Annotated in this window: 23 protein-coding genes; 6 read left to right on the forward strand and 17 right to left on the reverse strand. The window is 67.9% G+C overall.

Going from position 1 to position 24,817, the window contains the following annotated elements; translation table 11 throughout:
• Positions 1 to 15 precede the first annotated feature (15 nt).
• Both KEG57_RS17385 and KEG57_RS17390 read right to left on the reverse strand, forming a co-directional pair.
• On the reverse strand, positions 16 to 1,941 hold the full coding sequence (locus tag KEG57_RS17385; protein WP_272420754.1) for a 2-hydroxyglutaryl-CoA dehydratase: 1,926 nt from the start codon (positions 1,939 to 1,941) through the stop codon (positions 16 to 18).
• Positions 1,942 to 1,966: 25 nt separating this feature from the next.
• Complete coding sequence (locus KEG57_RS17390) at positions 1,967 to 5,563, reverse strand: BadF/BadG/BcrA/BcrD ATPase family protein (RefSeq protein WP_272420756.1); 3,597 nt, start codon at positions 5,561 to 5,563, stop codon at positions 1,967 to 1,969.
• A gap of 152 nt (positions 5,564 to 5,715) precedes the next feature.
• On the opposite strand from KEG57_RS17390, the gene KEG57_RS17395 reads away from it, so the two are divergent.
• A complete protein-coding gene (locus KEG57_RS17395) occupies positions 5,716 to 6,357 on the forward strand; it encodes a TetR/AcrR family transcriptional regulator (RefSeq protein ID WP_272420757.1) in 642 nt (213 codons plus the stop codon).
• Positions 6,358 to 6,467: 110 nt separating this feature from the next.
• Here the strand turns inward: KEG57_RS17395 and KEG57_RS17400 are convergent, their stop codons facing one another.
• Entirely contained in the window at positions 6,468 to 7,211 is a 744-nt protein-coding gene (locus KEG57_RS17400) for a glutamine amidotransferase (RefSeq protein ID WP_272420759.1), read from the reverse strand.
• Positions 7,212 to 7,281: 70 nt separating this feature from the next.
• On the opposite strand from KEG57_RS17400, the gene KEG57_RS17405 reads away from it, so the two are divergent.
• Positions 7,282 to 7,971, forward strand: a complete 690-nt coding sequence (locus tag KEG57_RS17405) for a YkgJ family cysteine cluster protein (RefSeq protein WP_272420760.1) — start codon at positions 7,282 to 7,284, stop codon at positions 7,969 to 7,971.
• 4 nt (positions 7,972 to 7,975) lie between these two features.
• Here the strand turns inward: KEG57_RS17405 and KEG57_RS17410 are convergent, their stop codons facing one another.
• From KEG57_RS17410 to KEG57_RS17445, 8 genes are all read right to left on the reverse strand, one after another.
• On the reverse strand, positions 7,976 to 8,269 hold the full coding sequence (locus KEG57_RS17410; protein WP_272420762.1) for a hypothetical protein: 294 nt from the start codon (positions 8,267 to 8,269) through the stop codon (positions 7,976 to 7,978).
• 17 nt (positions 8,270 to 8,286) lie between these two features.
• The gene (locus KEG57_RS17415) at positions 8,287 to 8,556 is read right to left on the reverse strand and encodes a hypothetical protein (protein WP_272420764.1); all 270 of its coding nucleotides are present in this window, start codon (positions 8,554 to 8,556) and stop codon (positions 8,287 to 8,289) included.
• Between the two features lie 12 nt (positions 8,557 to 8,568).
• The gene (locus KEG57_RS17420) at positions 8,569 to 8,859 is read right to left on the reverse strand and encodes a hypothetical protein (protein WP_272420766.1); all 291 of its coding nucleotides are present in this window, start codon (positions 8,857 to 8,859) and stop codon (positions 8,569 to 8,571) included.
• 11 nt (positions 8,860 to 8,870) lie between these two features.
• The gene (locus tag KEG57_RS17425) at positions 8,871 to 9,092 is read right to left on the reverse strand and encodes a hypothetical protein (RefSeq protein ID WP_272420767.1); all 222 of its coding nucleotides are present in this window, start codon (positions 9,090 to 9,092) and stop codon (positions 8,871 to 8,873) included.
• A gap of 162 nt (positions 9,093 to 9,254) precedes the next feature.
• Entirely contained in the window at positions 9,255 to 11,651 is a 2,397-nt protein-coding gene (locus KEG57_RS17430) for a bifunctional serine/threonine-protein kinase/formylglycine-generating enzyme family protein (protein WP_272420768.1), read from the reverse strand.
• A 35-nt stretch (positions 11,652 to 11,686) separates the two neighbouring features.
• Positions 11,687 to 12,364: a TlpA family protein disulfide reductase gene (locus KEG57_RS17435; protein ID WP_272420770.1), complete on the reverse strand. Its 678-nt coding sequence runs from the start codon at positions 12,362 to 12,364 to the stop codon at positions 11,687 to 11,689.
• Positions 12,343 to 13,041 carry an OmpA family protein gene (locus KEG57_RS17440; RefSeq protein ID WP_272420772.1) on the reverse strand — a complete coding sequence of 233 codons (699 nt, stop codon included), beginning with the start codon at positions 13,039 to 13,041 and terminating at the stop codon, positions 12,343 to 12,345. Before KEG57_RS17440 ends, KEG57_RS17435 begins: the two co-directional genes overlap by 22 nt.
• Entirely contained in the window at positions 13,038 to 14,306 is a 1,269-nt protein-coding gene (locus tag KEG57_RS17445) for a vitamin K epoxide reductase/DsbA family protein (protein WP_272420774.1), read from the reverse strand. Before KEG57_RS17445 ends, KEG57_RS17440 begins: the two co-directional genes overlap by 4 nt.
• Positions 14,307 to 14,571: 265 nt before the next feature.
• Between KEG57_RS17445 and KEG57_RS17450 the strand changes: the two genes are divergently transcribed.
• Entirely contained in the window at positions 14,572 to 15,009 is a 438-nt protein-coding gene (locus KEG57_RS17450) for a hypothetical protein (RefSeq protein WP_272420775.1), read from the forward strand.
• A 145-nt stretch (positions 15,010 to 15,154) separates the two neighbouring features.
• Here KEG57_RS17450 and KEG57_RS17455 read toward each other — a convergent pair whose 3' ends face one another.
• Entirely contained in the window at positions 15,155 to 15,334 is a 180-nt protein-coding gene (locus KEG57_RS17455) for a hypothetical protein (protein WP_272420777.1), read from the reverse strand.
• A 176-nt stretch (positions 15,335 to 15,510) separates the two neighbouring features.
• On the opposite strand from KEG57_RS17455, the gene KEG57_RS17460 reads away from it, so the two are divergent.
• The 3 genes from KEG57_RS17460 (at position 15,511) to KEG57_RS17470 (ending at position 18,041) form a co-directional block, all read left to right on the forward strand.
• A complete protein-coding gene (locus KEG57_RS17460; protein ID WP_272420778.1) occupies positions 15,511 to 16,302 on the forward strand; it encodes an EF-hand domain-containing protein in 792 nt (263 codons plus the stop codon).
• 34 nt (positions 16,303 to 16,336) lie between these two features.
• Positions 16,337 to 16,855, forward strand: a complete 519-nt coding sequence (locus KEG57_RS17465) for a hotdog fold domain-containing protein (RefSeq protein ID WP_272420780.1) — start codon at positions 16,337 to 16,339, stop codon at positions 16,853 to 16,855.
• Positions 16,856 to 17,294: 439 nt separating this feature from the next.
• The gene (locus KEG57_RS17470) at positions 17,295 to 18,041 is read left to right on the forward strand and encodes a hypothetical protein (RefSeq protein ID WP_272420781.1); all 747 of its coding nucleotides are present in this window, start codon (positions 17,295 to 17,297) and stop codon (positions 18,039 to 18,041) included.
• Here KEG57_RS17470 and KEG57_RS17475 read toward each other — a convergent pair.
• The 5 genes from KEG57_RS17475 to KEG57_RS17495 all read right to left on the reverse strand — a co-directional run bounded on the left by KEG57_RS17475 (position 18,031) and on the right by KEG57_RS17495 (position 24,650).
• Entirely contained in the window at positions 18,031 to 18,726 is a 696-nt protein-coding gene (locus KEG57_RS17475) for a biopolymer transporter ExbD (protein WP_272420782.1), read from the reverse strand. The genes KEG57_RS17470 and KEG57_RS17475 overlap by 11 nt on opposite strands.
• Positions 18,727 to 18,754: 28 nt before the next feature.
• Positions 18,755 to 20,275, reverse strand: a complete 1,521-nt coding sequence (locus tag KEG57_RS17480) for a hypothetical protein (RefSeq protein WP_272458639.1) — start codon at positions 20,273 to 20,275, stop codon at positions 18,755 to 18,757.
• Positions 20,275 to 21,171, reverse strand: a complete 897-nt coding sequence (locus tag KEG57_RS17485) for an outer membrane protein assembly factor BamD (protein ID WP_272458640.1) — start codon at positions 21,169 to 21,171, stop codon at positions 20,275 to 20,277. The genes KEG57_RS17480 and KEG57_RS17485 overlap by 1 nt, the downstream gene beginning before the upstream one ends.
• A 79-nt stretch (positions 21,172 to 21,250) precedes the next feature.
• Entirely contained in the window at positions 21,251 to 22,564 is a 1,314-nt protein-coding gene (locus tag KEG57_RS17490; protein WP_272458641.1) for a serine/threonine protein kinase, read from the reverse strand.
• A gap of 100 nt (positions 22,565 to 22,664) precedes the next feature.
• On the reverse strand, positions 22,665 to 24,650 hold the full coding sequence (locus KEG57_RS17495; protein WP_272458642.1) for a DUF4215 domain-containing protein: 1,986 nt from the start codon (positions 24,648 to 24,650) through the stop codon (positions 22,665 to 22,667).
• Positions 24,651 to 24,817: the final 167 nt, after the last annotated feature.

The raw sequence follows: 24,817 nt of genomic DNA on the forward strand, positions 1-24,817 counted from the left end.
GGAAGGACGGGCCTGTCACTCCGCGGCGATCGGCTCGTACGTCGTCGTGCGAATCTCGGGGTTGTTCTCGAACACGGCCTTGCCCATGAGCTGCTCCAAGAGCGGTCGGAAGCGCACCATGGCCTTGCCGCGCACGATGTCCCGGAGGACGAGCGCGTCCTCGCGGGCCTTCGCGATCGTCTCGGGATTCGTCGCCTTTCGGTAGACCTCGGCGATCGTCCCGGGCGCGTTCACGGCCGCCTCGCGCAGCACCTCGGCCGCGTGTTTGGCCTTGTCGATCGCGCGCTCCGCGGCCGACTTCTTGATGAGCGGCGCCACCACGTAGACCAGGTTTGCCGCCGTCCCCGCGACGCGGTGGGGCGGGTAGTAGAGCGCGCTCTTGTACTTCGGGTTCGCGTCGAGGAACGCGCGCACCTCTTCGATCGTCACGCCCTCCTCGGCGAGCACGCGCTCGAGCTCCTGCTCGGCCGCGATCCGCGCCTTGAACATGTACATCTGGATGCGCGAGTAGAAGTTCGCCGCGCCGTCGCCGCTCGTCTCGACCGCGCAGAAGATCGTGCCCGGGTACTTCCCGGTGATCAGCGACTGCACGCCGTCCGAGACGCCGGACGACGGCATGCATCCAAACGGCTTCACGCTCACCGTGATGTGCGCCTTCGCGCGCACTGTGTTCACGATCAGCTTGCCGACCTCCATGTGCCCTTCGCCGCCGCGGAGATCGTTCGAGTAGTAGTCCTCGGCCACCTGCGCGACGAGGTCCATGTCCGGCAGGTGATAGTCGTGCAGGCCGATCGGTTGCGCGAACGCCTGGAAGCCGACCTTCAGCGCCGCCTCCGCGAGCCGCATCGTGGCGATCCGCTTCGCCACGTCGAACTCGCCCTGGTGGTCCTTGAGGCCCATCGTCCCCTCGTCCACGCCGCGCAGCACCTCGCGATCCTGCGTGTCGTGACGGACCTCCCACACGTTGTAGAGCAGCCACGCCGTCGTGAGCTGAATGTCGTTCTCGGCGCCCTCGCTCTCGAGGAACTTCTGGAGCTGGTAGTTGCCGTCGCCCTCCGTCGTCATCGCCCAGAACTCGCCGATGATCGACGCCTTCGCGCGCACACGCAGCCGGTCGACCTCGATGGCCTCGAAGAGCTTGCGGCACTTGTAGAGCGCGACGAACACGTTCGTCTGATCGTGCAGCGACTTGTAGATGATGCGCTTGGCCTCCTCGAGCGCCTTGTTCGTCGCGCCGGGCACGACCTCGTAGGGCCGGATGCGGTAGCCGAGCGCGTTCAGCACGTCGCCGCACACGATGCCCTTCACGATCCCCACGAAAAACGCGGGGTTCATGTCGATGCCCACGTCGTCGCCCGTCGCTTGCGACAGGCCTCCGGTCTGCTGGAACAGCATCACCCGGAAGCCGTCGAAGCCCGCGTCGCGCAGCGCCTTGCGGTACTCCGTCACGTACATCCCGAAGCGGCAGGGCCCGCACGCGCCGGCCGTCAGGAACACGTAGTTCTTGACGACCTCCTCGCTGGTCAAACCCTGCTCGTCGCGGAGTTTGATCAGGTAGTTCACCAGGTTGCCGACGGTGAAATACGTCGGGTTGCACTGCCCGCGGTTGCCGAACTCCTTGCCGACCTGCAGGCCTTCCTGGTCCGGACAGCCGATGTTCTTGATCTTGTAGCCGAGTCCGCCGAGCGCGCCTTCCACGAGGAAGTCCTGCGCCGCCGTCAGGCCCGAGATCAGGAGCGTCACGTTCTCGCGCTCGGCCCGCTTCACCTGGGGGTTCAACATCGAGTCGACCCACTGCTTGCGGTCGGCCTTGATGCCGAGGCGCTCGCGCTCCGCCTCCTCGAAGGCGCGGAGCTCGGCTTCCAGAGCCTCGTCGACCACGGACTGCTTCGCGCCGCCGTTCATGATCGGCAGCCGCGTCCTTTGCACTGCAGTTTCCATCGATTCCTCCCTGACTCTTTCGACGTCAAACCGAAACGACGCTGCCGTCGGCGCGCTTCTTCTTGAGTTGTACGAGGCCCTTCGGCGGCTCGGGCGGGGCCGGCGGGGGCGCCTCGTAGGCCCGCACCTTCGCCGAGAGCTCCATGATCTGCTTCTCCAGCTCCGGATCCGACGTTCGCCGCTCCGCCTGCTGCTTTTGTTTGAGCTGCAAGAGCTCGAGCCGCTTCTTGTCGATGTTGTGCGCGAGCTCCGCCTTCTTCTTCGCGAGGTCTTCCAAGGACTCCTGGTAGAGCTTCAGGCTGTGCGCGTACGTCTTCACGCGGATCTTGATCGAGCCGCCGGGCTTGTTCGCGTCGATGTCGTGCAGCGCCGCGTAAGGCGTCGCGCTCGACGACACGATCCCGTCCACGATGCCGTACGTCGGCGCGTCGTGGCCGCACTTGAAGCTCGACAGATCGAGCAGGACGACGTTCGGGTGCCGCGCGGCGAACTTCACGGCCCACACCTTCTGGGCGCTGTTCGCCGAGTAGTTCTCCGGCCACACGTCGTTGATGTCGAGCGGGTGTTGTCCGCGCGCGTACTCCTCTTTGAAGTAACGGCGCAGGTACTCGTCGTCGCGCGGGATCGAGCGCACGCTCAGAATCGGGTAGCCGAGCACCTGGAACTCCTCCGGGATGCCGTGGTTCAGCCCCGGATCCGAGTGGTACGGCCGGCCGACCATCAGGATCGCCACGCGGTTCTCCGCCTCGACCGTCTCCAGGATCGCGCGCCCCTTCTCCTGCAGATCCCGCTCGAACGCGCTGAGCGCCGCCATCGCCTCGCGATGCGCGTGATCACTCTCGTCCTCGGTGATCCCGAGCCGCGGCCCCCAGCACTCGTACATGCGACGCGCCGTGAGCAGCGGCTCGGCGAACGTGAGCGGCGGATCCAGGTACTCGATCCCGCGCGTCGCGAAGAAGTCGACCTCCTTCGTGAACGCCGCCTTCATCACGTCGGGCACGCCCGCGACGATCGGGCAGCTCGCGTTGTCCATCACGTTCTTCCCGAAGCTCGGCACGTGCGTGAGGATCGGGAAGAAGATGTACTTCAGCGGTTTGTCCGCGGAGTGATGGTGGAACAAGAGATTGTGGATGTGCGCCTGCGTCACCTTCGACGGGAAGCACGGATCCACGGACCCGTACTTGCCGCCCTCGACCCACATCTCCTCGGTCGTCTCGTCGCTGAAGATCACGTTTTGCTTCGGGATCCCGAGCGCCTCGAAGTAGGCCCGGAAATACGGGCCCGTCGAGTAGAGGTTCAAGACACGCGGGATGCCGATGCGCGTCCTGCGCAATCGCTCCTGCACCTCGTACCCGCTTCGCCGGAAGGGCCGCGTCGTCTCCACGCGCCGCACGCTGAAGAGACCCTTCTTGATGACGGTGTCCTTGATCGGCGTCCCGTCGGCGGGCATCGCGTTGCCCTTGTAAAAACTCCGGAACGCGAGCTTCGACTCGTAGTCGACGCAGTTCGGGAACTGCTTCGCGATCTTCTTCCGGTCGGCCACGAGCGCGAGCATCGCGTCCTCGCTCTCGACGGTGCCCTTCTCGCAGGAGAACCCCGAGATGTACCGCGCCGTCGATCCGTCGGGCCGCTCGGCGTCGATGAACGTCCGCTTGCACTCGTTCGGGCAGAAGTGGCAGACGGTCTCCTCGTCGTTTTTCGTGCGGTACTTGAGGTCGATCGCGGCTTCGAGCCCGATGAACGTGCTCGTCCCGCGCCGCTTGATCACGCGCAGCGTCTCGAACGCCGCGCCGATCGCGCCCGCCTCGCCCGTGTGCGGGTGGACGAACACCTCCGCGTCCGGCACGCGCTCCTTGATGTAGTCGACCTGCGCCTTGACCGCGGCGAGGTTGTACTGCGTGCCGCCCTGCAGGACGAACCTGCGCCCGAGCGACGCGAGCCGCGGGATCTGCACGACGTACTGCCACACGTTCTTCGGAAGGACCTGGGCCAAGCCGGCCAGGAGCTCTTCCTTCGAAAAACCTTCCTTCTGGAAGTTCACGCGATCCGTGTCGAGGAAGACCGCGCAGCCGTAGCTGAACTTCGGCGCGAGCTCGGCCTGGAACGCCGTGTCCGCGTACTCCGTCACTTTGAGGCCAAACTGATCGGCCATGGCCTGCAACAGCATCCCGTTGCCGGCCGAGCACGAGTTCGAGAGGCGGAAGTTCGCGATGTCGCCGTTCTTCATGAACAGGACCTTGATGTCCTGCCCGCCGATGTCGCAGATGACGTCGACGTCGCCGAAGTACCGCACCGCGCTCATCATGTGCGCCACGGTCTCGACGATGTTCACGTCCGCGCGCATCGTCTCCTGCAAGACGTCCGCCGCGTACCCCGTGGCCCCGAAGCCGAGCACCTCGAACGTCGCGCCGTGCCCCTGCACGTAGTCACGCAGCTGCGCGAGCAGCTCCTTCGTGTCCTGGATCGGATTGCCCTTCGAGAGCTGGTAGGCCTTGCAGACGATCTCGCCGTCCTCGTCGACGAGCACCGCCTTCGACGACGTCGACCCGCCGTCCACGCCGATCACGCCGCGCACGACCTGCCCGGCTTCGAGCTGCATCGGCTTGAACCGCGGGATCGCGTAGAGCTTGCGGAAGTCGTCGATCTCGTCGCTCGTGCGGACGAGCGGCGGCCCCGCGCTCTCGCCGAGCCGCGCCTTGCGCCCGTTCTTCATGTAGTCGACGAGCCCGTCCGTCCCCGCGTACAGGCCCACCTCGGGCGCCTCGCGCAGGCCGTACACGCACGAGCCGTACGCCGCGTAGTACTGCGCGTTCTCCGGGACGAAGATCGTCTCCTCGATCGGCCGATCCTTCGGCCACGCGTAGCCGCGCTCCTCCCACGTCTCGGGGATGCGCTTGCGCCAGCACTCCTGCAAAAACGGCAGGTACGTATTCGGCCCGCCGAGCAGGATCACCCTGTGTTTCAAGGTTGACCCGCGCGTCAGTACGGACAGGTTCTGCAAGACGATCGCGTCCGCGAGCGAGCACAGGATCTCCGTCGACGGGATCCCGCTCTTCACGAGGTTCACGATGTCCGTCTCGGCGAACACGCCGCATTTCGCCGCGACGTGGTGCAGCTTCGAGTCGTCGAAGTGGATCTCGCGCACGACCTCGGGAGGCAAACCCACCTTGATCATGCACTTGTCGATCGTCGCGCCCGTGCCCGAGGCGCACTTGTCGTTCATCGACGGCGCCGCGGTCTTGTCGCCAGTCTTCTCGTCCTTCTTGAAGATGATGATCTTCGCGTCCTGACCGCCGAGCTCGATCACGCTCCCCACGTCCGGGTGGAGTTTTTCCACGGCGAGCGTCACGGCGTTGACTTCCTGGACGAACTTCGCGCCGAGCGAGGGGCAGAGCGGCGCCGCGCCCGAGCCCGTCATGAACACGCGCCATTCGGCGCGCGGCGAGTCCGGGAACGCCTCCTCGATCTGCTGGAGCATCTCCAGCACCTTCTCGGGCTGCTTGGTCTGGTGGCGCTGGTAGTCGCTCCAGAGGATTTCGAGCGTCCCTGGATCGAGCACGACGGCCTTCACCGTCGTCGAGCCCACGTCGATCCCGACCACCACCGGGTCACGTCTCTCCATGCGGTCCCTCTCCCGTGCCGTTTGCCGCCGACTGACTGTCCAGTCAGTCAGATTGGGGTATCATGGTGCCCCGAGCGAGGCAAGGCAGAGCCCGCTCGCTCGGCGTGCTTCCGTTGTGCGCATCACGCGGGCGAGGTGGTACAAGGCCCTTCATGGACAAGGCCGAGCGTCGTCTCGAGCTCCTCCGCGCGGCTCGCGACGTCTTCGCGACGAAGGGCTATCACGCGGCGAAGGTCGACGACATCGTGGCCCGGGCGAGCGTCGCCAAGGGCACGTTTTATCTCTACTTCCCCGACAAGCGTTCGGTCTTCGTGGAGCTCGTCGACGGGCTCTTCTCGCGCCTCGGCGGCGCGATCCTCACCGTCGACACGCAGGGCGACATCGAGGCGCAGATCAAGCACAACATCCGCGGCATCGTGGCCGTCCTGCTCGACGACCCGGCGCTCACGCAGCTCTTGCTCTCCTTCGCGCCGGGCCTCGATCCGGCCTTCGCCGCGAAGATCCGCTCCTTCTATGACGGCGTGAAAACGCTGCTCCGCGTGAGCCTCGACGAGGGCCAGCGCCTCGGAATCGTGGCTGAAGGCGATACCTCGATGTACGCGACGTTCACCGTCGGCGCCCTCAAGGAGATCTTCGCCGAGAGCACCGATCGAGGCCAGGCCTGGCCCCGCGAGCAGCTCGTCGAGCAGCTCTTCCGCCTCCTGCAGCGCGGCTACCTGCGCATCGATCGCGCCCCCGAGGCCCCCGTCTCCGTGCCCCCGAAGCCGCGCAAAACCCGCAAAAAGACCGCTTAGCGCAGCGCAGACCGGCCGGTCATTCGGAACCGCGAGCGGGGTTCGTCATGACCTGACCCGCGAGTCAGTTTTTTACGGTGATGACGTAACGTGAGCGGAGTCGCGGAGCGTCAGCGTGCGCGGCGCGGGAGGATGTAGCGGATGAAGTTCAAGAGCGTGCGCCGCCCGAACTCGCCTTCCTCGATGTCGGCATGCAGCGTCTCCACCGCAAATCCCTCGCCGGCGAGGATTTCCCAGCGGTGCTCGATGTAGCCGCGCATCACGTCGGCATCGAGCTCGGGGTGGAATTGCACGCCGTAGCAGGTCTCGGTGAAGCGGATCGCGTGGTGGTCTTCGAGGTCGTTTTTCGCGAGCGCCGTCGCCCCGCGCGGCAGCCGCACGACCGTGTCCACGTGCGTCACGTTCGCCCGGAAGACCTCGGGCAGGCCGTCGAAGATCGGGTCGTCCGCGAGCCTGTGGATCGGCCGCGTGCCGATCTCGCGTCCGCGCGGGTTTCTCTGCACCTCGCCCCCGAGCGCCTGGGCTAGAATTTGGTGGCCAAAACAAATCCCGAACGTGGGCACGCCGAGGCCCACGACCTCGCGCAAAAAGCCCTCCGTGGCGAGCATCCAGGGCTCGCGGTTGGGCACGTTCGCCGCCGAGCCGGTGATCACGAGCGCGGCGGCGTCGCGCATGTCCGGCGGCCCGCCCTCGCGGGCGTCGAAGGTCTCGTAGTCGCCGCTCCAGGCGTCGCCGATGACGCCCGTGATGAGATCGGCGAACTCGCCGCGGCGCTCGCGCACCTTGGGCACGGGTTCGCCCGTCTTCATGATGTAGATTTTCCGGTTCGTAACGTCCGCACGCTCGGCTGCCATCACGCCGATCATAATCATGTTGCGGGAAAAGGTCCCCCTCCCGGCGCTCCGCACGTTATAGGGGCTTCCCATGTCCGCGCCGCCCGTGGAGCGCCCCGTCTGGCGCAGGTTTCGACCACGCAGGCTCTCGCGCGCGGCGGCCCACGTGCGCGCGGGCGGGTTCGCGGCGATCGTGGACGACCGGGATTCGGTGCAGATCCTGCTCGGGCTGACCGAAGCGGGAAAACTCACCGAGCTCGGCCTCTGCGCCCTGCTCACCCTGGAGCAGCGGCGATTTCAGCGCGTGAAGACCGGCCCGGCGGCGGGGCTCGCCCTCGTGCGGGTCCGGCCGCGCTTCCGGCCCGCCGTGCTCGACTGGTGCGCGCGCGACACGCTCTACGAGGGGCCGACGCGGACGATGCCGCTCGATTGCACGACCTGCGCGGCCTGTTGCCACGGCGCGGACGTGCGCCTCGACGCGCACGACCTCGCGCGGTTCCGCGCTGCGGGCCGACGGGACCTCGCGGGCCGGGCCTACGTGAAACGGTCGCGGGACGGGCGGGTCACGCTTCGTCTGGCCGACGATGGCCGCTGCCAATTGCTCGGCCCGGACAAACGGTGCACGATTTACGAGATTCGCCCCGGGGACTGCAGGGCATTCGTGGCGGGAAGCGAGGCGTGCCTTTCGGCGAGGCGGGAGACGCTCGGGCTCCGGGACGGAGCCGCGTGGGACGAGATCCTCGAGGCGTTCGATCGGGGCCCTCGCACGCGAGGGCCCTGAATCACTACTCGGGGATGTCCTTGTTGAGGAACTGGTTCGCGGCCGCGTCCTCCACGCAGGTGAGCGTGTTGTCCGCGTTCAGGTTGCAGCGGATGAGCTTCGAGTTCGCGTCCGAGCAACCCCGGCCCATGCCGAGGAAGCCGCTCGAGCACGTGCCCTCGAGGTAGGTCTGGTACAGGGCGACGGGCTTGCGCTCTTCCGACATGAGCCAGCCGCCGGCGGTCCGGTAACGGACCTTGTTGCTGCACCCCGAGAGCAGGCAGAGCGCCGCGCCGATCAGGAACAACGTCTTTTTCATGGTCGTCGCTTCTCCGCTCAATAGATGCTTTGGGGGATGACGTTCGTGAGGACCTTCGTCTCCTTGCAGTTGGTCGCGCCGGTTTCGGTCGCGTCACAGACCTGGACGGAGAAGTCGAAGAGCATTTGCTTCGTGGCCGGGTCGATCTCGCCGCGGGTCTGGATGCGCTCCTGGTACACCTTCTCCCCGCCCAGGAAGGTTTGACGCGTCAAGACCTTCGGGGGCGGCCCACACGCGACGCCGAAGAGGGCGATCAATGCGACAAGCGCGATTTGAATCGATTTCATCGTGCTTCCTCCTCAGCGGACGTTGCTACCCGCGCCGCCGTAACCGGCCTGCCCCTGCGGGCAAACGACATCATTCTTGCCGTCGCAGGACAGCTTGCACACGAGCTTGTCGCCCGTGTCCTGACACATGTAGAACTGGTGCGTCCTCTTCGCGAAGAAGAGGTAGTTCTCGGTCTTCAGGACCTCGAGCGCGGTCACTGGGCTCTTCAGGTTGTCCTCGAAGTTGACGACCGCGCGCGTGACGCAACCCGTCGAGAGGGCCGCGAGGGCGAAGGCAAAGAGCGCCATCGGGATGCGGGACATGGTCATTCCTCTCAATCCTCATCCTGCAGGACGAGCTGCATCGTTTTGCATCCGGAGAGCGCGCCGTCGGCGGCCACCTGGCACTTGACGATCTGCTGGGAGTTGCCCTGGACGACCAGGAATTTCATCTGGTCACGAGCGCTCGTGATCTGTGTGACGACCTTCGGAGGCGTACATCCGAAGGCGCCCGACAGCACCACGAAGGCGCCCGCGCTGAGTAGCCATTTGCTCATCTGCACCAAGCTCCTGTGATCTCGCGCGGAGCCTGCGTGTGGCCCCCCGCCGCGCATAGACGCTCGCCAACTTTTACGTCTATGTCAACGTTTTCCCACGTGCGTGTGCTGACACGGGGGACTCGGACGTACCCGCGCGAAGGGGACTCGACAGCGGGGGGATCAGGGCGTGGGCGTGGGCTCGACGGGCGCGTCGAGCGCGCAGCGGAAGCCGATGGTGACGTGCGCCGCGCTCGGGATGACGCCGAGGCGGAAGCTCGCGCGGATGCGGCTCGCCGGGTCGAGGAAGCTGCCGCCGCGAATGACACGCAGAGGCACGCTGGTCGGGCCCTTGGGATCGTTGCCCGCAGGCGGCGGCGCGGCGTAGCCGTCCGCGACCCACTCGGCCACGTTGCCGCCGAGATCGTAGAGCGCATCGGGCGTGCGATCGAGGGGCCTTCCGCCCGCCGGGCACGTGGCCACGCCCTCGCTGCCCTCGACGCACTTGCCGTTGCGATCGAAGCAGGCGCGGTTGCACGTGGGCGCGTTATCGCCCCAGGGGAAGGCGCGGCCCGCAGTGCCACGCGCGGCGATCTCCCACTCGGCCTCCGTGGGCAAACGGCGGCCGCGGAAGGCGCAGTAGGCCTCGGCAGCCGCGTGCGTGACGCAGTTGATCGGGTGATCCGTGGCGTCACGCGTGTCGTTGCACTTCGACGTCCACGCCTGGGCGAACTCCTCGGGCGAGGCCTTCGCCTCGGGATCTTCCTCCGCGTCGGCCGACGCCATGAGCTGCGCCGCGCTCTCGGCCGGCAGGACGACTTGCTTCGCCGCCGGGCATTTTCCGGCTGCGACGCAGCCGCGGTACTGCCCCGTCGTGACCTCCATCGCGTCGAGGTAAAACCCCTTCGTGAGCGTCACTTGCCGCTGATCCGGGCCCTCGCCGAGCTTGGCCGAGCCCGGCGCGACGAGGACCATGTCCCGCGGCGGCACGAACGGCGCGGCCGCGGACGCCGAGGGCATCGCCGACGCGCTCGCACTCGCGCTCGCGCTCGCGAGGGCTGACGGCAGCGTGGTGTTCGGGCCGCCGGAGGGCGAGCCCTTCACGGTCGCCGTCGCGCTCGCCACGGGCTTCTGCGTGGGTTTGCCCTTGGGCGAGCCCATCGTGAGCAGCGTGTAGCCGAGCGCCCCGCCGCCCACGAGCAGCGCGCCGAGGAGCCACGGCCACACCGGCTTGCCTTTCCCCTCGGCCGTCGACGTCGCTTCGAGCCCGGTCTTCTCGGTGTTGTCCTTCGCCGGCGGCAGCGGCGTCGCGCTCGCGGGCGGCTGCTTCGGGCCCGTCTGCGAAGGCTGCGGCAGCCGCTCGCCGAGCGGCGTCTCCGCCATCGGATCCCGATCCCGCGTGGTCATGGGGCCGGCGGGCCTTGCGCCCGGCTTCCCCACCGTGGGCGCGGCCTCGGTGGCGCCGAACGCGTCGCTGTTCCGGATGTTGCCCGTCGCGCGGTTCTGCTCCGTCACCACGCCGAGCTGCTTCTTTTCGGCGAACTCGGCCGTCGAGAGCAGGCTGTCGGCGGCAGACTCCTGGATCGTCGGCGGGATGGACGCGGCGTGTTTGTCCGGGGACGAGGCCCTGGCCGCGCCTGCGTTGCCCTCGGCCGCGGCCGTGACGAGCGCGTCCCAGAACGCGCCCGCGTCGGGGAAGCGGTGCTTCGGCTCCACGCTGAGCGCCCGCTCGATCACGCGCTCGACGGCCTCGCTCACGTTCGCGCCTCGTGCGCGTGGCGTGGGCCGCATGCTCGGATCCGCCGCGATGATGTAGAGCTCCGTCGGATCGTCGCCTTCGAGCGCTTTGCGCGCGCTCACGAGCTCCACGAAGATCAGCGCGAGCGCGAACACGTCGGTCCACGGGCCCGTGGCGCCGCGTTGCTTGTTGAACTGCTCGGGCGCGCCGTAACGCGGCGTGAACGCGGTCGGGCCTTGCCTCGTCGCGGCGAGCGCCTCGGTGAAGCTCGCGTGCTCGGTGAGCACCTTCGCGATGCCGAAGTCGAGCACCTTCACGGTGCGCTTGCCGCCGACGTCGGTGACGAAGAGGTTCGCGGGCTTGACGTCGCGGTGCGCGATCTTCTGCGCGTGCGCCACGGCGAGCGCGCGCGCTGCCGGTTCGAGCAGGGCGATCGCCTCGGCCGTGCTCATGCCGCCGCGGCTGCTCTGGCTCTTGATGAGCTCGCCGAGCGTCTCGCCTTCGAGCCACTCGAGCACGAGGTACGGCACCCACGTGCCGTTTTGCGTGACGAACGCGCCGACATCGAGCGCCTGCACGATCCCCGAGGTCACGCGCGAGAGCCGATGGAGCAGCCGCCCCTCCTCGCGGAGCTGCTCGAGGAACTGGGCGCGTTGCTTCTCGCCGAGCTCCGCGGGCAGCTTCAAGCACTTGATCGCGATGCTCTCGCCGAAACCGATGTGCTCGCCGCGGTAGACGACGCCGAAGCCGCCGTCGCCGATCACCTGGGTGACGCGGTACTTGCCCTCGATCGTGGTGCCGCAGAGCTGGAAGGGATCGCGGTTCTTTTCGGGCTCCGACATGGGCGGCTAGCTTCTACCGCTTCCGGCGCCGCGCGTCATCGCTTGGCGCCGACGATGTCGGCGATCGCTTGGTAGTCCGTCTCCTCGACGGCCCCCTGGATGAGGCAGGCGAGCTGCCCGCTCGGGGCGATGAGGGCGTGGACGGGGAGGTTGCCCGCGTCCTTGACCCCGAGGGCCGAGATCCACGTGTCGCGCCCGCCGCCCTCGGGCAGCCAGTAGGACGCGCGTACGCCGGCCTCGGGTTGGGCTTCGAGGAACCGCGAAAGTTGCCGCTCGTCGTCGTCGAGCGAGACGAACGCGAGGTCGATCATCACCCCGGCGTTGCGCAGGCGGCTCTGGAAGTTCTGGAGCCGGGGCATTTCTTCTTTGCACGGCCCACACCAGGCCGCCCAGAGATTCACCCAGACCCATTTTCCGACGCCGAACGAAAGGCTCCCGGGCAGCGCCGTCGCGCCCGGGGCCGCGGCGGTCTTCAGCGCGCCCTTCGGCGCCGGGCGCGCCGTCGTATCGGCGCAGAGCTTGCGGGGCGCGGCGGGCGCGGCGCTCGGTTTGGCGGAAGCCGTGGCCGAAGCCGGGTTCGTCCCGGCCGCGCCATTCGGGGCCGTGACCGCATTGCTGCGGCCCGTCACCGGCGGCTCCGGCTTTGCCGTTTCGCCGTTTTGGCACGCCGTGAGCAAGAGGACCGGGAGAATCAGAGCTGACAATCGACCCATGACACGAACGCGCTCCGGTTGATCGCCTCCGCGGCGCAGGGCTTGCCTTTCCGCGAGACATTCCATTCGCAGTATTCCTTGCCGAGCTGGGCAAACTCGTTGCCGAGCCAGAGCAGGCCCACCTGCTTGTCGAGATCGGGCTCCTTGAATTTGTCGCCGACGTGGAAAAACGCGCTATTCGCGCGCTTGTGCGAGAGCGACCGGTTGAAGTCCGGCGTGCCCGTCTTCGAGGCGCGGGCCACGATGAAGAAATACCGGGCGCCCTTTCGCTCGACCCAGAGCTCCTCCAGCATCTTCTTGCCGTCGTCGTCGAGCTTCTCCGAGCCGTCGTCGAACATCACGACGCCCCCGCGCTCCTTCAGCGGCGTGAAGAGCGCGTTGAAATCGTCGTCGCTGATCGAGGCCAGCGTCTTCACGTCGGCCGGCTGACAGCCGCGCCGCGCCGCCCCGCCTTCGAGGCCGCAGGCATGAATCACGCGGGCCAGCACTTCCTTGAATTTCGGCGTGCAATAGGGGGCTTCCGCGTCGTTCGCGATCGCCACCGCCGGCTTCACCGACTCCGCGATCCCCGTCTTCAGCCGCTCCGCCGAGGATTTTACCTCCGCGTGCACCGCGAAGGCCGATCCGGCGAGCAGCGTGCACCCGGCCACGATTCCGATGATTCCAGCGTATTTCATGGCAACCTCAAGTCCGGCGCGAGCTTGCGGATGCTGTACGCGAGGCCGATGTCGCTGTCCTCGTCACAGAGCCGCGTGTCGCCGAGGAAGAGCTGCGGCGTAGAGACCTGCAGCTGGTTGTTCACGATGTGGCGGAGCATTCGATCGAGGCGGAGCTTCGTTTCTTTCGAATCGATGCACGCGTCGAGGCTCGCCCATTTCTCCCGGATCGCCGCGCGCACGGTCGGCAGGCCCGCCGGAGACTTCGCGCCTTCGAGCAGCCGATCCTGGTTGTCGTAGGCCCATTCGAGCACGTCGACCGCGCGGTTCTCCCCGCAGAGCACGGCCTTCGAGACCAGGCAGGCGCCCGGGTGCAGCGGGCGGTCGAGCATCCAGTTGCACTCGTTGTCGAGTGGGAAAAGCACGAGCGTCGTGTCGAGGCGCTCGAAGATCCCGTCGGCTTCGAGGCGCTTGTGGAAGGCCTTGCACGTCGGGCAGAGCGGGTCGACGAAGAGCGTCGCCGGCTGCTTGGCCCCGGCCGGCGTGTGCCGGAGGAGCGCGTTGTTCGGCTCGGTGGGCTTCGCGAGCTTGCCGCAACCCGTGATGTACGAGGCGTAGCTCGGCAGCGCGCTCAGGTAGATCAACGTCGGCGTGATCGTGAAGATCCCGAGCGCGACGAGCCAGGCGGGCACGAGCCAAATCGATCCCACGGGCCGCCCGCCAGAGCCCCCGCCTTCCGCGGCGCCTTCCGGCTTGTCCGCCGCGGGCGCGGGGGCCGAGGCGCCCTTGCGGGCGTCGAGGAGGATGACGATGCCGGCGATCGCGAGCAGGACCGACGAGATGTAGATCCCGACGCAGGTCTTGCAGTACTGCCCGAGCTTGAGCGCCGAGATCGCGAACATCAGCGCCGAGACGACGAGGGGCGTGACGCTCACGGCGCCGTAGAACTGGGCGGCGCGGCGCGGGGCCGTGGACCCGGCGAGCAGAAGGTAGAGCGCGTAGGCCGCGAAGAACGCGAAGGCGCCGACCGCGAAGAGCGAGATCGGGATGCCGCCCCAGTACCGATCGCGGAAGAGCGCGGAGTACGGGCTGTACATGGCCGTGCGGCAAGCGCTCTCACCCGCCCCGCCGGAGGCGAGCCCCGGGATGAACGAGCAGTGGATGTCGTGGACCTGGCGGTCGAGGTGCTTCGAATAATCGAGCGTCGAAAGACCGCCGAAGACGAGCCCGATCAGCGATGCGACGAGCGCGAGAGCCGAGGGCCAGCGACGAGGTGCGCCGGACATGGAAAGGGCTTACGCCGGACACACCGGCCCGTCAAACGGTCTCTGGAGTGCGCAGGGGCCGGCGCGGCTTGCGGTTGAGCGTCTCGGGTCTGCGCAGACGGGCATTCCGGAGAAGAAGCGGGCGTCCGCGATCCGTCTCGGTTCTGGACGGCACCACCGTTGCGAGGCGGTGAGGGCGGAGGCCCACCGGGACCTCGGGGGGGGAACCAGGCTCGTCATGGCCCGGCTTCCCGAGCGTCGAATGGGTCGGAGGAGACGGAAAGCCATGAAGAAACTCTTTGGTCTGATGGCCGCGGCCGCGCTCGCCACCACGGCGGGGCTCGCGATGGCCGAGGAAGGCGCGCAGCAGCAGCCGCAGCCGCAGCAAGGGGCCCAGCAGCCGCAGCAGGGCGCCCAGCAGCAGCAGGGCATGCAGCAGCACAAGCAGCAGCGCGGTCAGAAGATGGCGCAGGCTGGAATCGGGCGCCATCAGGTGACCGGCCGCATCGTCGACATCGACAAGGAGAAGGGCGACCTCAAGGTGGAGACCGAGCGCGGCCAACTGGAGTTCAACTTCCCGCCCGCGTCCCTCCAGAATTACAACGAGGGCGATCAGGTGCGGCTCGAGGTCCTGATCCGCCCGGCCCAGCAGCAGCAGCAGCAGCAGCAACGCCAACAAGGCGGCCAGCAGCAGGGCGGCCAGCAGCAGGGCGGCCAGCGGTAAGTTTGCGGTCGTTCATGCGAACGCGGGGGAGCGGCGCGTGCTCGCGTTGGCTCCCCGTTTCGTTTGTCCTGGAAAGCCATTCAAGAAAAAACGCGAGAGACCGGCGATCTCGCGCCGGTCCCTCGTATCCTCCGACGGGTCTCGTTCAGCGACTGCTCTTCTTGCCGCTGCTCTGCTCCTGTTCGCCGCCGCCGCTGCCTTCCTCGGCCTCGTGCCCTTTTTGCACGAGCTCGCGCTCGCGTTGCCCACCCTTCTCGCCCCCGAGCCGTCCGGCCTCTTGCACCGTCATTGAGCCCTTTTCCTGGTCCTTCTTCTGCTCGGCCATGACAACCTCCTCCCGGGCCGCACTGCAAGGTCGGGGCCGCGATCCCGAGCTGCCCGCGCGCACGTGCCCGTCCGCGTAAAATCCTTTCCGGGCACCACAATTGCCCCGGCACGTCGCGCGGGGCGCGCTCTCACGGGGAGCGTGTGCCGCGACGAACCGACCAGAGAGAGGGAGCCATGGCAGCACGGAGGTTCACGCAAGGGCTCGTCGCGCTCGCGACGATCGCGGCGGCAAGCGTGGCAGGAGCCCAGGATCGCGCCGAGGAGGGGAGCCTCCTCCTCGACCGCGCCTTCATCGGGCTCGACGCGGACCAGGACGGGAGGATCGAGCGGTCAGAGGCGATGACGCAGCTCAACATGCTCGTCGGCGCCGTGTTTTTCCGGGCCGACGCAGACGGCGACGGCGTGGTGTCGGCCGACGAGGCGCGAGAAGCGTCGGCGTCGATGCCGGCGCTGTCGCGGGTGCTCGGCGCGCTGACGGGGCAGATGAGCGGCGAGTCGCTCGACGCGCTGGAGGCCCGGATCGGCGTGACCTGGGGCGAGTCGATCTCGGCCGCGCAGGCGCGCGAGGCGACCGAGCGCGCGGTCGACGCACTCTTCGGCGCAGTGGACGAGGACGGCGACGGGACGATCTCGCCGCGCGAGCTGCACGAGGGCGCCGCCGCGTTCGCCGAGCGGATGGCGACGAGCGCATTCGAGAAGGCCGACGCGAACGGGAGCGGGACGCTCGACGCGAGCGAGTTCGAGGCGGCCATGCTGGTGCCGGCGCGCGCGGCGTTCGCGGCGGCGGACGAGAACGAGGACGGCGAGCTCTCGCCGGAGGAGGCGCAGGCCGCGACGGCGCTGCTCGGAAGCTGGGTCTCGCTCGTGCCGGCGGCGGCAGGGCAGCCGCAGGGGACGAGCCCGGAGCTCGAGCGGCGGATGCGGGAGCGGATGCGGCCGGAGGGCAGGGGGCGAGAGCCGCGTTGACGCGCGGGGAGGGGCCTTGCTACCACGCGGGGCCATGTCCCTTCAGCCGTTCGACGAAGCGTTCCTCGCCGATCTACCCTACGACCCGGAGGTCTTGCTCTTCGACGCGATCGTCGAGCTCGACCCCGCCGGAAAACGCGTCGTCTGCCGGATGCCCACGGACAAACCGCTACCGTTCACGATCTCGCAACGCGCGCACCCGGTGCGTCACCCGCGGCACGTGGCGGGCGCGGCGATGGTGCATGCCTCGGGGATGCTCGGGTTCATCCATTCGTATTACCTGCACGGAATGCGGCATGCGGCGGGCTGGATCGGATATGGGACGCACCTTTATCAGGTGGTGTTCCGCAAGCTCGTGCCGCCGGGGGAGCCGATCATCGCGACCTGCCGTGAAGTGCGGGCGCGGCGGGGCGAGACGAAACAATTCGTGCGATACGCGTTCGAATTCCGGCACGAAGGCGACGTGTGTTACGAGGGGGAGCAGAGCGCGGTCTGGATGAAGGTGGGGGAGGGGGACGCGGCCTCGGGGCTGACGGAGGAGGCTTCAGGCTGACCCAGGGGAGCCCCGAGCCCCGCCCGTGAGCCTTTCGCCTGACCCGGGTCATCCCGCGAGCCTCGTCGAGAAGCCGCCGCCCTCACCCGGGTCACCTCGAAGCCTCGTCGACGAGCCTTCGCCCTCACCCAGGTCATCTCGAAGCCCCGTCGGCGAGCCTTCGCCCTGACCCGGGTCATCCCGGAAGCCTCGCTGGCGAGCCTTGGGGCTCCCTCGGGTCAGCTCGAAGCCTCGACGGGACGCCTGCTATCTCCAGGGAGTCACCGAAGCGAGGCGACGGCGAATCGCGAGCGTGCGCGTGAAAGAGGGGCCACGATTCGCAGCCGCACCCGGCGGACGTGGAGGGCGGCGTCCCACCCCACGAGGTTCAGGGCGAGTCATCAAGGCGACGTGTTCCCGCTTGCCAAGCTCGCTGTGTTCGTCGTACCGTCCGCTACATATGCGACGTCTCCGCCTTCTCAACCTTTCGGACCTGAAGCTGGGTCTCGACGACCTTTTCACCCAGCGTCTTCCAGCGCTGACCCTGTCTTCCCTCGGCAAGGGTTACGTCCCCTCGCTCAAGCTCAAGAAAGAGCTCGTCGATGATCTCCCACCTGCCCTTACCGGAGGGCGTCCGCTCGCCGAGGAGCTCGACGAGACCGACCGCGCGCATGACGGCTTCGGCGCCGCGCTTTACTACACGACCGAGGTATACCTGCGCCTTCCAGGCGCGGATCCGGCCCTCGTGGCCGCGGCCAAGCGTATTCGCGCCGCTTTCATTCCCGAGCTCGAAGACCTTCGCGACAGCTATGCCGACGAGGCCGCCGCCGCCGTCCGGCGCAAGGACGACCTGCCCGCGCTCGAAGCCGATCTCAAGCTCTTCCCTACCGCCAAGGGCGGCACACTCCACGACTGGGCCATCGCATACCTGGCCGCAGGCGAAAAACTGTCGACACTGCTCAGCAAGCGGGCCGACGTGGAGACGGACGGTCGCAAGCACGCGTCGAAGCTCCGGTCGGAGACGGTGGCATTGCTGAACCGGGTGCGGAATGCGATCGCGGACGACGTCGCGACGATGCCCGAATTGCCGCGGGATCTCGACGCGCAGATCTTCGGCTACCTCGACGAGCTGGAGCAACGACGCGAGGTCGCAAATCGCGCGGCGAAGGCGGCGAAAGAAAAGAAGGACGCGGCCGCTATCGGATGAATCGGACCCGGATCGGCGGCGTCTTCGCCGCCATGGGCCGGCCGTCTTTGTCGAGCGCTGGCGAATACTTCCTCACCATCGCGCATTGCGCTGCGACCATGCCGAACCCGTGGCCCGGGTCGTTCAGGATCTGCACCCACTCCGGGGATCCATTGGTGGTGACCCAGACCCTCAGCATGACGGTGGCGTCGTCGATCTCCGCCGCGTCGGCCGCCTTCGGGAATTGGCAATCCCACGTGTTCACCCCGCCCGGCGGTGGCGCGGCGTCGCTCGGAGCCGGCCTTTGCGGGGCGACGCCGAATGCGATTTTCGCGATCCCGCCTTGTCTCAAGAGATCCATCGTGTGCACGACGTCTTTCCACGGCGCCGCGGAATCCGCCTGGATGACGGCCCTCACGTCCGGGGCTTTTTCGTGCGCGCGCGCCGCCGCCGCGCGGATCTCCTCGTCGGAGTGGACCACGTTCCCGTCGATCATCGTCGCGCCGTTCGCGTTGACCACGACGACGAAGACCGTCACGACGTTCGACCATTCCGCGGCCTGTGGAAGGTCCACGGGGATCGCCGGCACGGCCGGTGGGGTGGTGGAGGGCGACGACGCGGCAGGCGGCGGCGCAGTCGCCTGGCACGCCGCGAGCAGCGGGAGCAAGCCGAGGAGGGCTCGGCGGAAGGGCACGGGTTGTCGCATCGAACCCGTATCCTGCCACGAGATGGGCTCAGGGCGAGAGCTTCATCACGAAGATATCGTCGTACCCGGTGCTCGAAAGCTCCGTGACGCCGAGGTTGATGTTGCCGTCGAACGAGCCGGCGAAGATCGTGTTGCCCGCGCGATCGATGGCCATTCCCTCGGTCACCTGGTCGTCGTCCTTGTCCCCGAACGGCTTCGCCCACAGATATTTTCCGTTCGGATCGAGCTTGAGCGCGAAGAGGTCGTAGCGGCCCACGTCGAGCCCGCTATTGATGAGCGCGTCGTCGCCCGTGAACTGGAGGACGCCCTTATAACTTCCCGTGACAATCACGTTGTCGTCGGCGTCGACGCCGATGGCCTTGCCTTCCTGCGGGCCGACGCTGCCGGCGCGGAAGCTCCAGAGGTGCGCCCCGTCGGGATCGAACTTCGCGACGAACAGGTCCGGATCGCTGTTCGAAGGGCTCGAGAGCGGGTCTCCGCCGAAGTTGATGGTGCCGGCGAGCTCGCCGGTCAGCAGGATGTTGTTCTTCGAGTCGATCGCGAGGGCGCGGCTGCGTTGCTCGGTATTGGCGGCGCCGAAGACCTTCTGCCAGAGCGGCACGCCGTTCGTGTCGAACTTGGCGAGCAACATGGTGCGGCTGCCGGGGCTCGCCTGATCGGGGAGCGGATCGCCGAGGCTCATGGTGCCCGCGAAGGCCGTCTCCAGGACGATGTTGTCCTGGTGATCGAGCGCGACGCGGCAGAGGATATGGTTCGGCGGGTCGCCCGGGGCCCCATTGCCGAGGCGCTTGCTCCAGACCGGATTGCCGTCCTTGTCGAGCTTCGCGAGGAAGACGTCTCGACCGCCTATCGCGTTGATCAGCTGGCCCGAGGCGAACTGCAGCGAGCCCTCGAAATACCCGGCGATGATCGTTTCACCCTTCGAATCGACGGCGATCGTCGTCGCAATCTTCGGCTGCGACGAGCCGTCCCCGAATCCCTTCGCCCAGACGGTCGCGCCCTCCGGGTCGAGCCGCGCGACGAACACGTCGGATTGGCCGCCCAGGTCCGTGAGCTTGATGCCGTTCGGCAGCTGGAGCTCCCCCTGATAAGAGCCGGCGATGAAGATGTTTTGGTCGGGGCCAACGGTGACGGCGTTGACGTACTGGGCTTGCCAGTCGCCCGACCACACGACCCATTGAAATGCGCCCAGCGGATTGAATTTGGCCAGGTAGATGTCCCAGCCTTGCCCATTCGTTGAATTGTTCGCCCCATCGAACGAGAACCCCCCGTCGTAGTTCCCCACGAGGTAGATGGAGTCGTCCATCGGATCCACGGCGACGCCCGACGCGCGCTGGTGGTTGAACTGGCCGCCGAACGCCTTTCCCCAGAGGACATCACCCGTCGCCGCGCCGCCCGATCCGCCGGCCCCGCCGCCGCCCGCGCTCGAGCCGCCCGGCCCGCCCATGCCGCCCGCGCCCGCGTCGCGCTCGGGCGACGGGACGGCGTCGGGCGTGAGGCAAGCCGCGAGGAAAATGACCGACGAGCTCAGAGCGACGATAGCTTTCATTAAAATCGACCCCCGACGGCAGCACCTGCGACATTCGGTCCGATCCAAGGGACGACCACGGGGCCCGCCGACGTCCCCCGAGAGGGCGACCGGGACCCGAGGACAAACCCCGTCACCGCCGCGCCGAGCGCGAGGACACCCCCGGCGCCGAGGCCCACGAAGAGCGCGAAATCCCGCTTCTTGCGGGCATTGTCTTCCGTGGGATCGTATTCCGAGAGCGGCGGGCACCCGCGCTCGAGCTCGCCGTTGCAACGCGCCTCCTGCCGCCCCTCGATGTGGGCCTGATCGACGCGGAAGGTCGCGGCCGCGACGCCGAGCGCGACGCCCCCGCCCGCGGCGACCCACGCCCATGCCGGAATGCGCCCGCCGCCCGGCGTGGCCGCGTCGCCGCTCTCTGGTTCGAGCTTGATTGCAATCTCCTCCGTCTTGCCCTCGGCCGCGGTGAACGATTTCCGGATCGCGCGGAAGCCCGGCGCTTGCACGGCGAGCGTCTGCGGGCCCGGGTCCACGGGAATGACGCTCCCGAGCATGGCCGCGGGCACCTCCTGGCCATTGCGCGTGATGTAAAGGCCGGCGGGCGGGTTCACGACCGTGAGCTTCACGCGCGGTAGCTTCGGCTCGATCTGCGTGATGCCTTCTTTCGCGATCGTGTCGAGCGCGCTTTTCCGCTCCGCGCCGGGCGTCTCCTGATTGAGGACGAGCGCCCGCTTGTACGCGGACCAGGCTTTGGCGAGCTTGCCCTCGTGCTCGTAGCACTTCGCGAGGTTGAGCATCGTGCTCGGTGCTGAATACACCATCAAGCTCGCCTCGAATTTCGCGCAGCCGGCGGCCCAGTCGCCCTTCTCCACGAGCTCCCGCGCGCTCTCGAAGAGCGCCAGCGCCGCGGGATCCGGCACGGCGGGCTCCGCGGCGGCCGCGGGACGGGCCCACGCGGTCGCCGCAAGGAGGCCGACCCAGGCGGCGCGCCGGGAATGCCTAGAGAGTCTTGAGCTGATCATAAACGGAGGTCTTGCGGGCTGGCTTGGACGGTGCATTCTGCGACGGAGGTCTCCCGCGGGGCGAAGCAGAAGCGCTGGCGGTCGGCGCGGTCGGGAGCGCCGAGGCCGTTGCCGCGACCGGGACCAGCTCGGCTGTCGTGGGCGGCGTCTGCGCGGACGGCCGAGGCTCGGGCGGTGCCGCGTTCGTGCTCTCGGGCGGTGCCGCATGCGTGGTCCTGGTTTCCTCCTGTGCAGGCCACCGCGCAAAAACGACGACGAGCGACGCGCCCAGGAGCAAGGCCATGAGGGCGACGAGGACGGCCGCCACGCCGGTCTTCGATTGGGGTTTGTCCGAGGCGACCGCGGGCGCCGGGGCCAGAGGCCGGAGTACCTCGGCCTCCGCGGGTCCCGGAAGCGCCACGCCGAGCGCCGTCGCGAGCGCGGTGATCTCCTCGGAGGCGCGCTCGAACCTCACGGAAGGCACGATGTCGGTTGCCCGGGCAAACCACGCGTCGAACGCCTCGGGCAGCGTCACGCCATATCGCTTCGCCCGCTGCGTCGGCGCCTCCTTCGCGCCCTGCATCATGGTCATCAGGAACGCATACACCGAGTCGCTCGTCTTCGACTCGTCCATCCAATACGGATGCCCCACGAGCAGCGCATACGCGATGTGCCCGAGCGCATACAGATCGGAGCGCGGCCCGATCGTCCCGTCGCCCGTGATCTGCTCGGGCGACATGTACGGGGGCGTGCCGAGATTGCGGGTTTGCCGGTCCGCGGCCTCGCTTTGCGCGACCATTTTCGCGATCCCGAAATCGAGCACCTTCACGCGCGGCGAGCCGTCGTCGCGGTGCGTGACGAAGAGGTTCTCGGGCTTGAGATCGCGGTGCACGATGCCCGCGGCGTGGGTCTTGTCGAGGGCGCGCGCGACCTGCCAGAGCAGCGTCACGACCTCGGCCGGCGCGAACCGGCCGCGGTCGTAGAGGAGCGTCGCGAGGTCGTCGCCCTGGAGGAGCTCCATCGTGAGGAACGGCGCGCCCGTCTCGGGATCCACCCCGGCGTCGAACGTCTCGACGAGGTGCTCGCTCACGATGTCCGCGGTGATCGTGGCTTCGAGCTTGAACCGCTCGCGCATCTCGGCGTTCTGGATGATGCTCGGCAGCATCACCTTGAGCGCGCGTCGCCGCCGCGTCTTGAGGTCGACGACCTCGTAGACCACGCCCATCGCCCCGGCGTTGACGGAACGCACGATCTGGTAGTGCCCGTGAAAGATCGAGCCTTCGGAGAGCTCCGTTCGCGAGGGGGCGTTCACGTGAACGCCATCGTACCCCGGCCTCGCGCGGCGGTTCAAGAAGGAGGAGACGCCGGGGGAGTGCTCGTGACGGCGATTGCCGTCGCCCGCGTGACGCGTTTCACTTGGGCGATTCCATCACGCATTTCTGATCGCAGCCGTCGCCCGGCGTCTTGTTTCCGTCGTCGCACGACTCGAAGCCCGCCTGCACGATGCCGTCGCCGCAGCGGGGCCCGAGCGCGCAGCCCGCGGCGCATTCGCCGTAGCCGCCGTCGTTCGTCCCGTCGTCGCAGAGCTCGCCGAAGAGGCTGTCGATCTGTCCGTCGCCGCAGGACGCGGCCGTCTTGCAGCCCGGCGCGCAGCCATTGCCGTACGGGGTCAAATTCACGCCGTCATCGCACTCCTCGTTGCCTTCCGCCTGCACGATGCCGTCCCCGCAGTACGGGCCCTTCTTGCAATCGGGGGTGCACGAGCCGTAGCTGCCGTCGTTCGTCCCGTCGTCGCAGGCCTCGTTCGGGGTGACGATGCCGTCGCCGCAGACGCTCTGGCAGGTCGATTTCGTGTTCACGAAATTGGAGAGCGTCAGCCGGTAGTTCGATTGCGTCGTGTGCCGTTCCGCTTGGAGCACGACGGTCTCGTAGATCTTGCCGACCTCGAGCCCGAGCTCCAGCGCCTTCGCCGCGTTCAGCAAGACGCTCCCGGAGAGCGCCCCGTGCACGCCGCCGAGGTTCACGGCGAGCCGCTTGTTCACGAAGACCCACACGTCGTCGTCGCCCGTGAAATCGAGCTGCTCGTTGCCCTTGTACTCGAACCAGTACCTGACCTCGCTCGTGAAATGGAAGTTGTTCGCGTTCCCCTCGTTGCCGAAGCCGAGCCCGTTCAGCGGGAAGAACGTCGTGTCGTCGAACCGGTACGCGCCCGAGGGCAACTTGTTCAGCGTGAGATTCTGCAGGACCGTGAAGTTTACCCCGGCGACGTCGCGGTACCATTGATCGAAGTTCGCCTTGCCCGAGGTGGTCGGCGTGGTCGGGTTGCCCGCGTAGACGGGTTTGCCGTCCGGGCCGAGCATGTTCTGCACGATCCCGAGGTCGCTGCCGTTCGGTCCCTCGAAATCGGGGTGCGCGATCTTGAAGTCGCGCAGGACGATCGGGATCTCCAGCGTGTCCCCCGCATTCTGCGCGACGTCCTGGCAGGAAAAACCCGGCTCGATCTGGCAGGTCGAGGAGCAGCCGTCGCCGTTCGCGCTATTGCCGTCCTCGCATTGCTCGTCGTCGCCCGGAAGCTTGAGGCCGTCGCCGCAGGTCGATTTGCACGCGCCCATGGCGCAGTCGGGCTCGCGCTGGCAGAACGGCGTGCAGCCGTCGCCCATGTCGTTGTTGCCGTCGTCGCAGGGCTCTTTGCCCTCGACCACGGCGTCGCCGCAGACGGTGGGCTTGCAAGGCATTCCAGGCGGACAAACCCACCCGATTTCGAGCTGGCAATTCGTGTCGCAGCCGTCGCCGGGCGCCACATTGCCGTCCTCGCACTCTTCCTGTCCCGCGAGGATGCTGTCGCCGCACGCGGCCGCCTGGCAGGCGGCACCGATCACGGAGCATTGCCAGCCGAGCTCGACCTGGCAAAGCGCGTCGCAGCCGTCCCCCGGCGCCGCGTTCGTGTCGTCGCACGTCTCGGCGCCCGTCACCTTGCCATCGCCGCAGACGACCGTGCTCACGCAAGCCATGCCCGGCATGGGGCACGCGTAATCCTTCTCGATCACGGAGCAATCGTTGGAGCAGCCGTCCCCTGCGTTCACGTTGCCGTCGTCGCACGTCTCCCCCGGCTCGATGATCCCATTGCCGCACACCGGCCCGCAGGGCCCGCCGTCGCAATCGCCGCCGCCGCCGCCCCCCGCGCCGCCCTCGCCCCCCGCGCCGCCAGAGCCACCGGACCCGACGAAAATGTCCCCGCCCTCGCCCCCGCCGCCGGAATCGCCGCCGTCGGGCGCGCCGCCAGTCCCGGTCCCGCCCGGCGTGCCGGGGTTGGACCCGCCTCCGCAGCCGGCGGCGATCGCGGAGGCGAGGGAAACGGCCGCGAGGGGGAAGAAAAGCAAGGCGTGTTTGTGTCGCATGGGCAAGCTCCTTTGCTGGGGCCTCGGGTGTGCTTTGGGCACAATCATGGAAGATAGCGCGAACGGGCGAGCAAGCTCGCGGATGGCAAGGGCTTGACGGGTCCGCTTGCTCGCTCTAGCCCGAAGAGCCCCGAGGCCTTGCCCCGTTCCCCTCCGAACCCCCATGA

This window comes from Polyangium jinanense, from assembly GCF_028435365.1.

What these genes read in the sequence shown, in the direction of transcription:
- KEG57_RS17470 (WP_272420781.1), top strand. Translation starts at nt 17,295, where the DNA reads ATGCGACGTCTCCGCCTTCTCAACCTTTCGGACCTGAAGCTGGGTCTC.
- KEG57_RS17425 (WP_272420767.1), bottom strand. Translation starts at nt 9,092, where the DNA reads ATGAGCAAATGGCTACTCAGCGCGGGCGCCTTCGTGGTGCTGTCGGGC.
- KEG57_RS17430 (WP_272420768.1), bottom strand. Translation starts at nt 11,651, where the DNA reads ATGTCGGAGCCCGAAAAGAACCGCGATCCCTTCCAGCTCTGCGGCACC.
- KEG57_RS17455 (WP_272420777.1), bottom strand. Translation starts at nt 15,334, where the DNA reads ATGGCCGAGCAGAAGAAGGACCAGGAAAAGGGCTCAATGACGGTGCAA.
- KEG57_RS17445 (WP_272420774.1), bottom strand. Translation starts at nt 14,306, where the DNA reads ATGTCCGGCGCACCTCGTCGCTGGCCCTCGGCTCTCGCGCTCGTCGCA.
- KEG57_RS17420 (WP_272420766.1), bottom strand. Translation starts at nt 8,859, where the DNA reads ATGTCCCGCATCCCGATGGCGCTCTTTGCCTTCGCCCTCGCGGCCCTC.
- KEG57_RS17435 (WP_272420770.1), bottom strand. Translation starts at nt 12,364, where the DNA reads ATGGGTCGATTGTCAGCTCTGATTCTCCCGGTCCTCTTGCTCACGGCG.
- KEG57_RS17495 (WP_272458642.1), bottom strand. Translation starts at nt 24,650, where the DNA reads ATGCGACACAAACACGCCTTGCTTTTCTTCCCCCTCGCGGCCGTTTCC.
- KEG57_RS17415 (WP_272420764.1), bottom strand. Translation starts at nt 8,556, where the DNA reads ATGAAATCGATTCAAATCGCGCTTGTCGCATTGATCGCCCTCTTCGGC.
- KEG57_RS17410 (WP_272420762.1), bottom strand. Translation starts at nt 8,269, where the DNA reads ATGAAAAAGACGTTGTTCCTGATCGGCGCGGCGCTCTGCCTGCTCTCG.
- KEG57_RS17385 (WP_272420754.1), bottom strand. Translation starts at nt 1,941, where the DNA reads ATGGAAACTGCAGTGCAAAGGACGCGGCTGCCGATCATGAACGGCGGC.
- KEG57_RS17480 (WP_272458639.1), bottom strand. Translation starts at nt 20,275, where the DNA reads ATGAAAGCTATCGTCGCTCTGAGCTCGTCGGTCATTTTCCTCGCGGCT.
- KEG57_RS17460 (WP_272420778.1), top strand. Translation starts at nt 15,511, where the DNA reads ATGGCAGCACGGAGGTTCACGCAAGGGCTCGTCGCGCTCGCGACGATC.
- KEG57_RS17465 (WP_272420780.1), top strand. Translation starts at nt 16,337, where the DNA reads ATGTCCCTTCAGCCGTTCGACGAAGCGTTCCTCGCCGATCTACCCTAC.
- KEG57_RS17450 (WP_272420775.1), top strand. Translation starts at nt 14,572, where the DNA reads ATGAAGAAACTCTTTGGTCTGATGGCCGCGGCCGCGCTCGCCACCACG.
- KEG57_RS17390 (WP_272420756.1), bottom strand. Translation starts at nt 5,563, where the DNA reads ATGGAGAGACGTGACCCGGTGGTGGTCGGGATCGACGTGGGCTCGACG.
- KEG57_RS17440 (WP_272420772.1), bottom strand. Translation starts at nt 13,041, where the DNA reads ATGAAATACGCTGGAATCATCGGAATCGTGGCCGGGTGCACGCTGCTC.
- KEG57_RS17475 (WP_272420782.1), bottom strand. Translation starts at nt 18,726, where the DNA reads ATGCGACAACCCGTGCCCTTCCGCCGAGCCCTCCTCGGCTTGCTCCCG.
- KEG57_RS17405 (WP_272420760.1), top strand. Translation starts at nt 7,282, where the DNA reads ATGTCCGCGCCGCCCGTGGAGCGCCCCGTCTGGCGCAGGTTTCGACCA.
- KEG57_RS17400 (WP_272420759.1), bottom strand. Translation starts at nt 7,211, where the DNA reads ATGGCAGCCGAGCGTGCGGACGTTACGAACCGGAAAATCTACATCATG.
- KEG57_RS17395 (WP_272420757.1), top strand. Translation starts at nt 5,716, where the DNA reads ATGGACAAGGCCGAGCGTCGTCTCGAGCTCCTCCGCGCGGCTCGCGAC.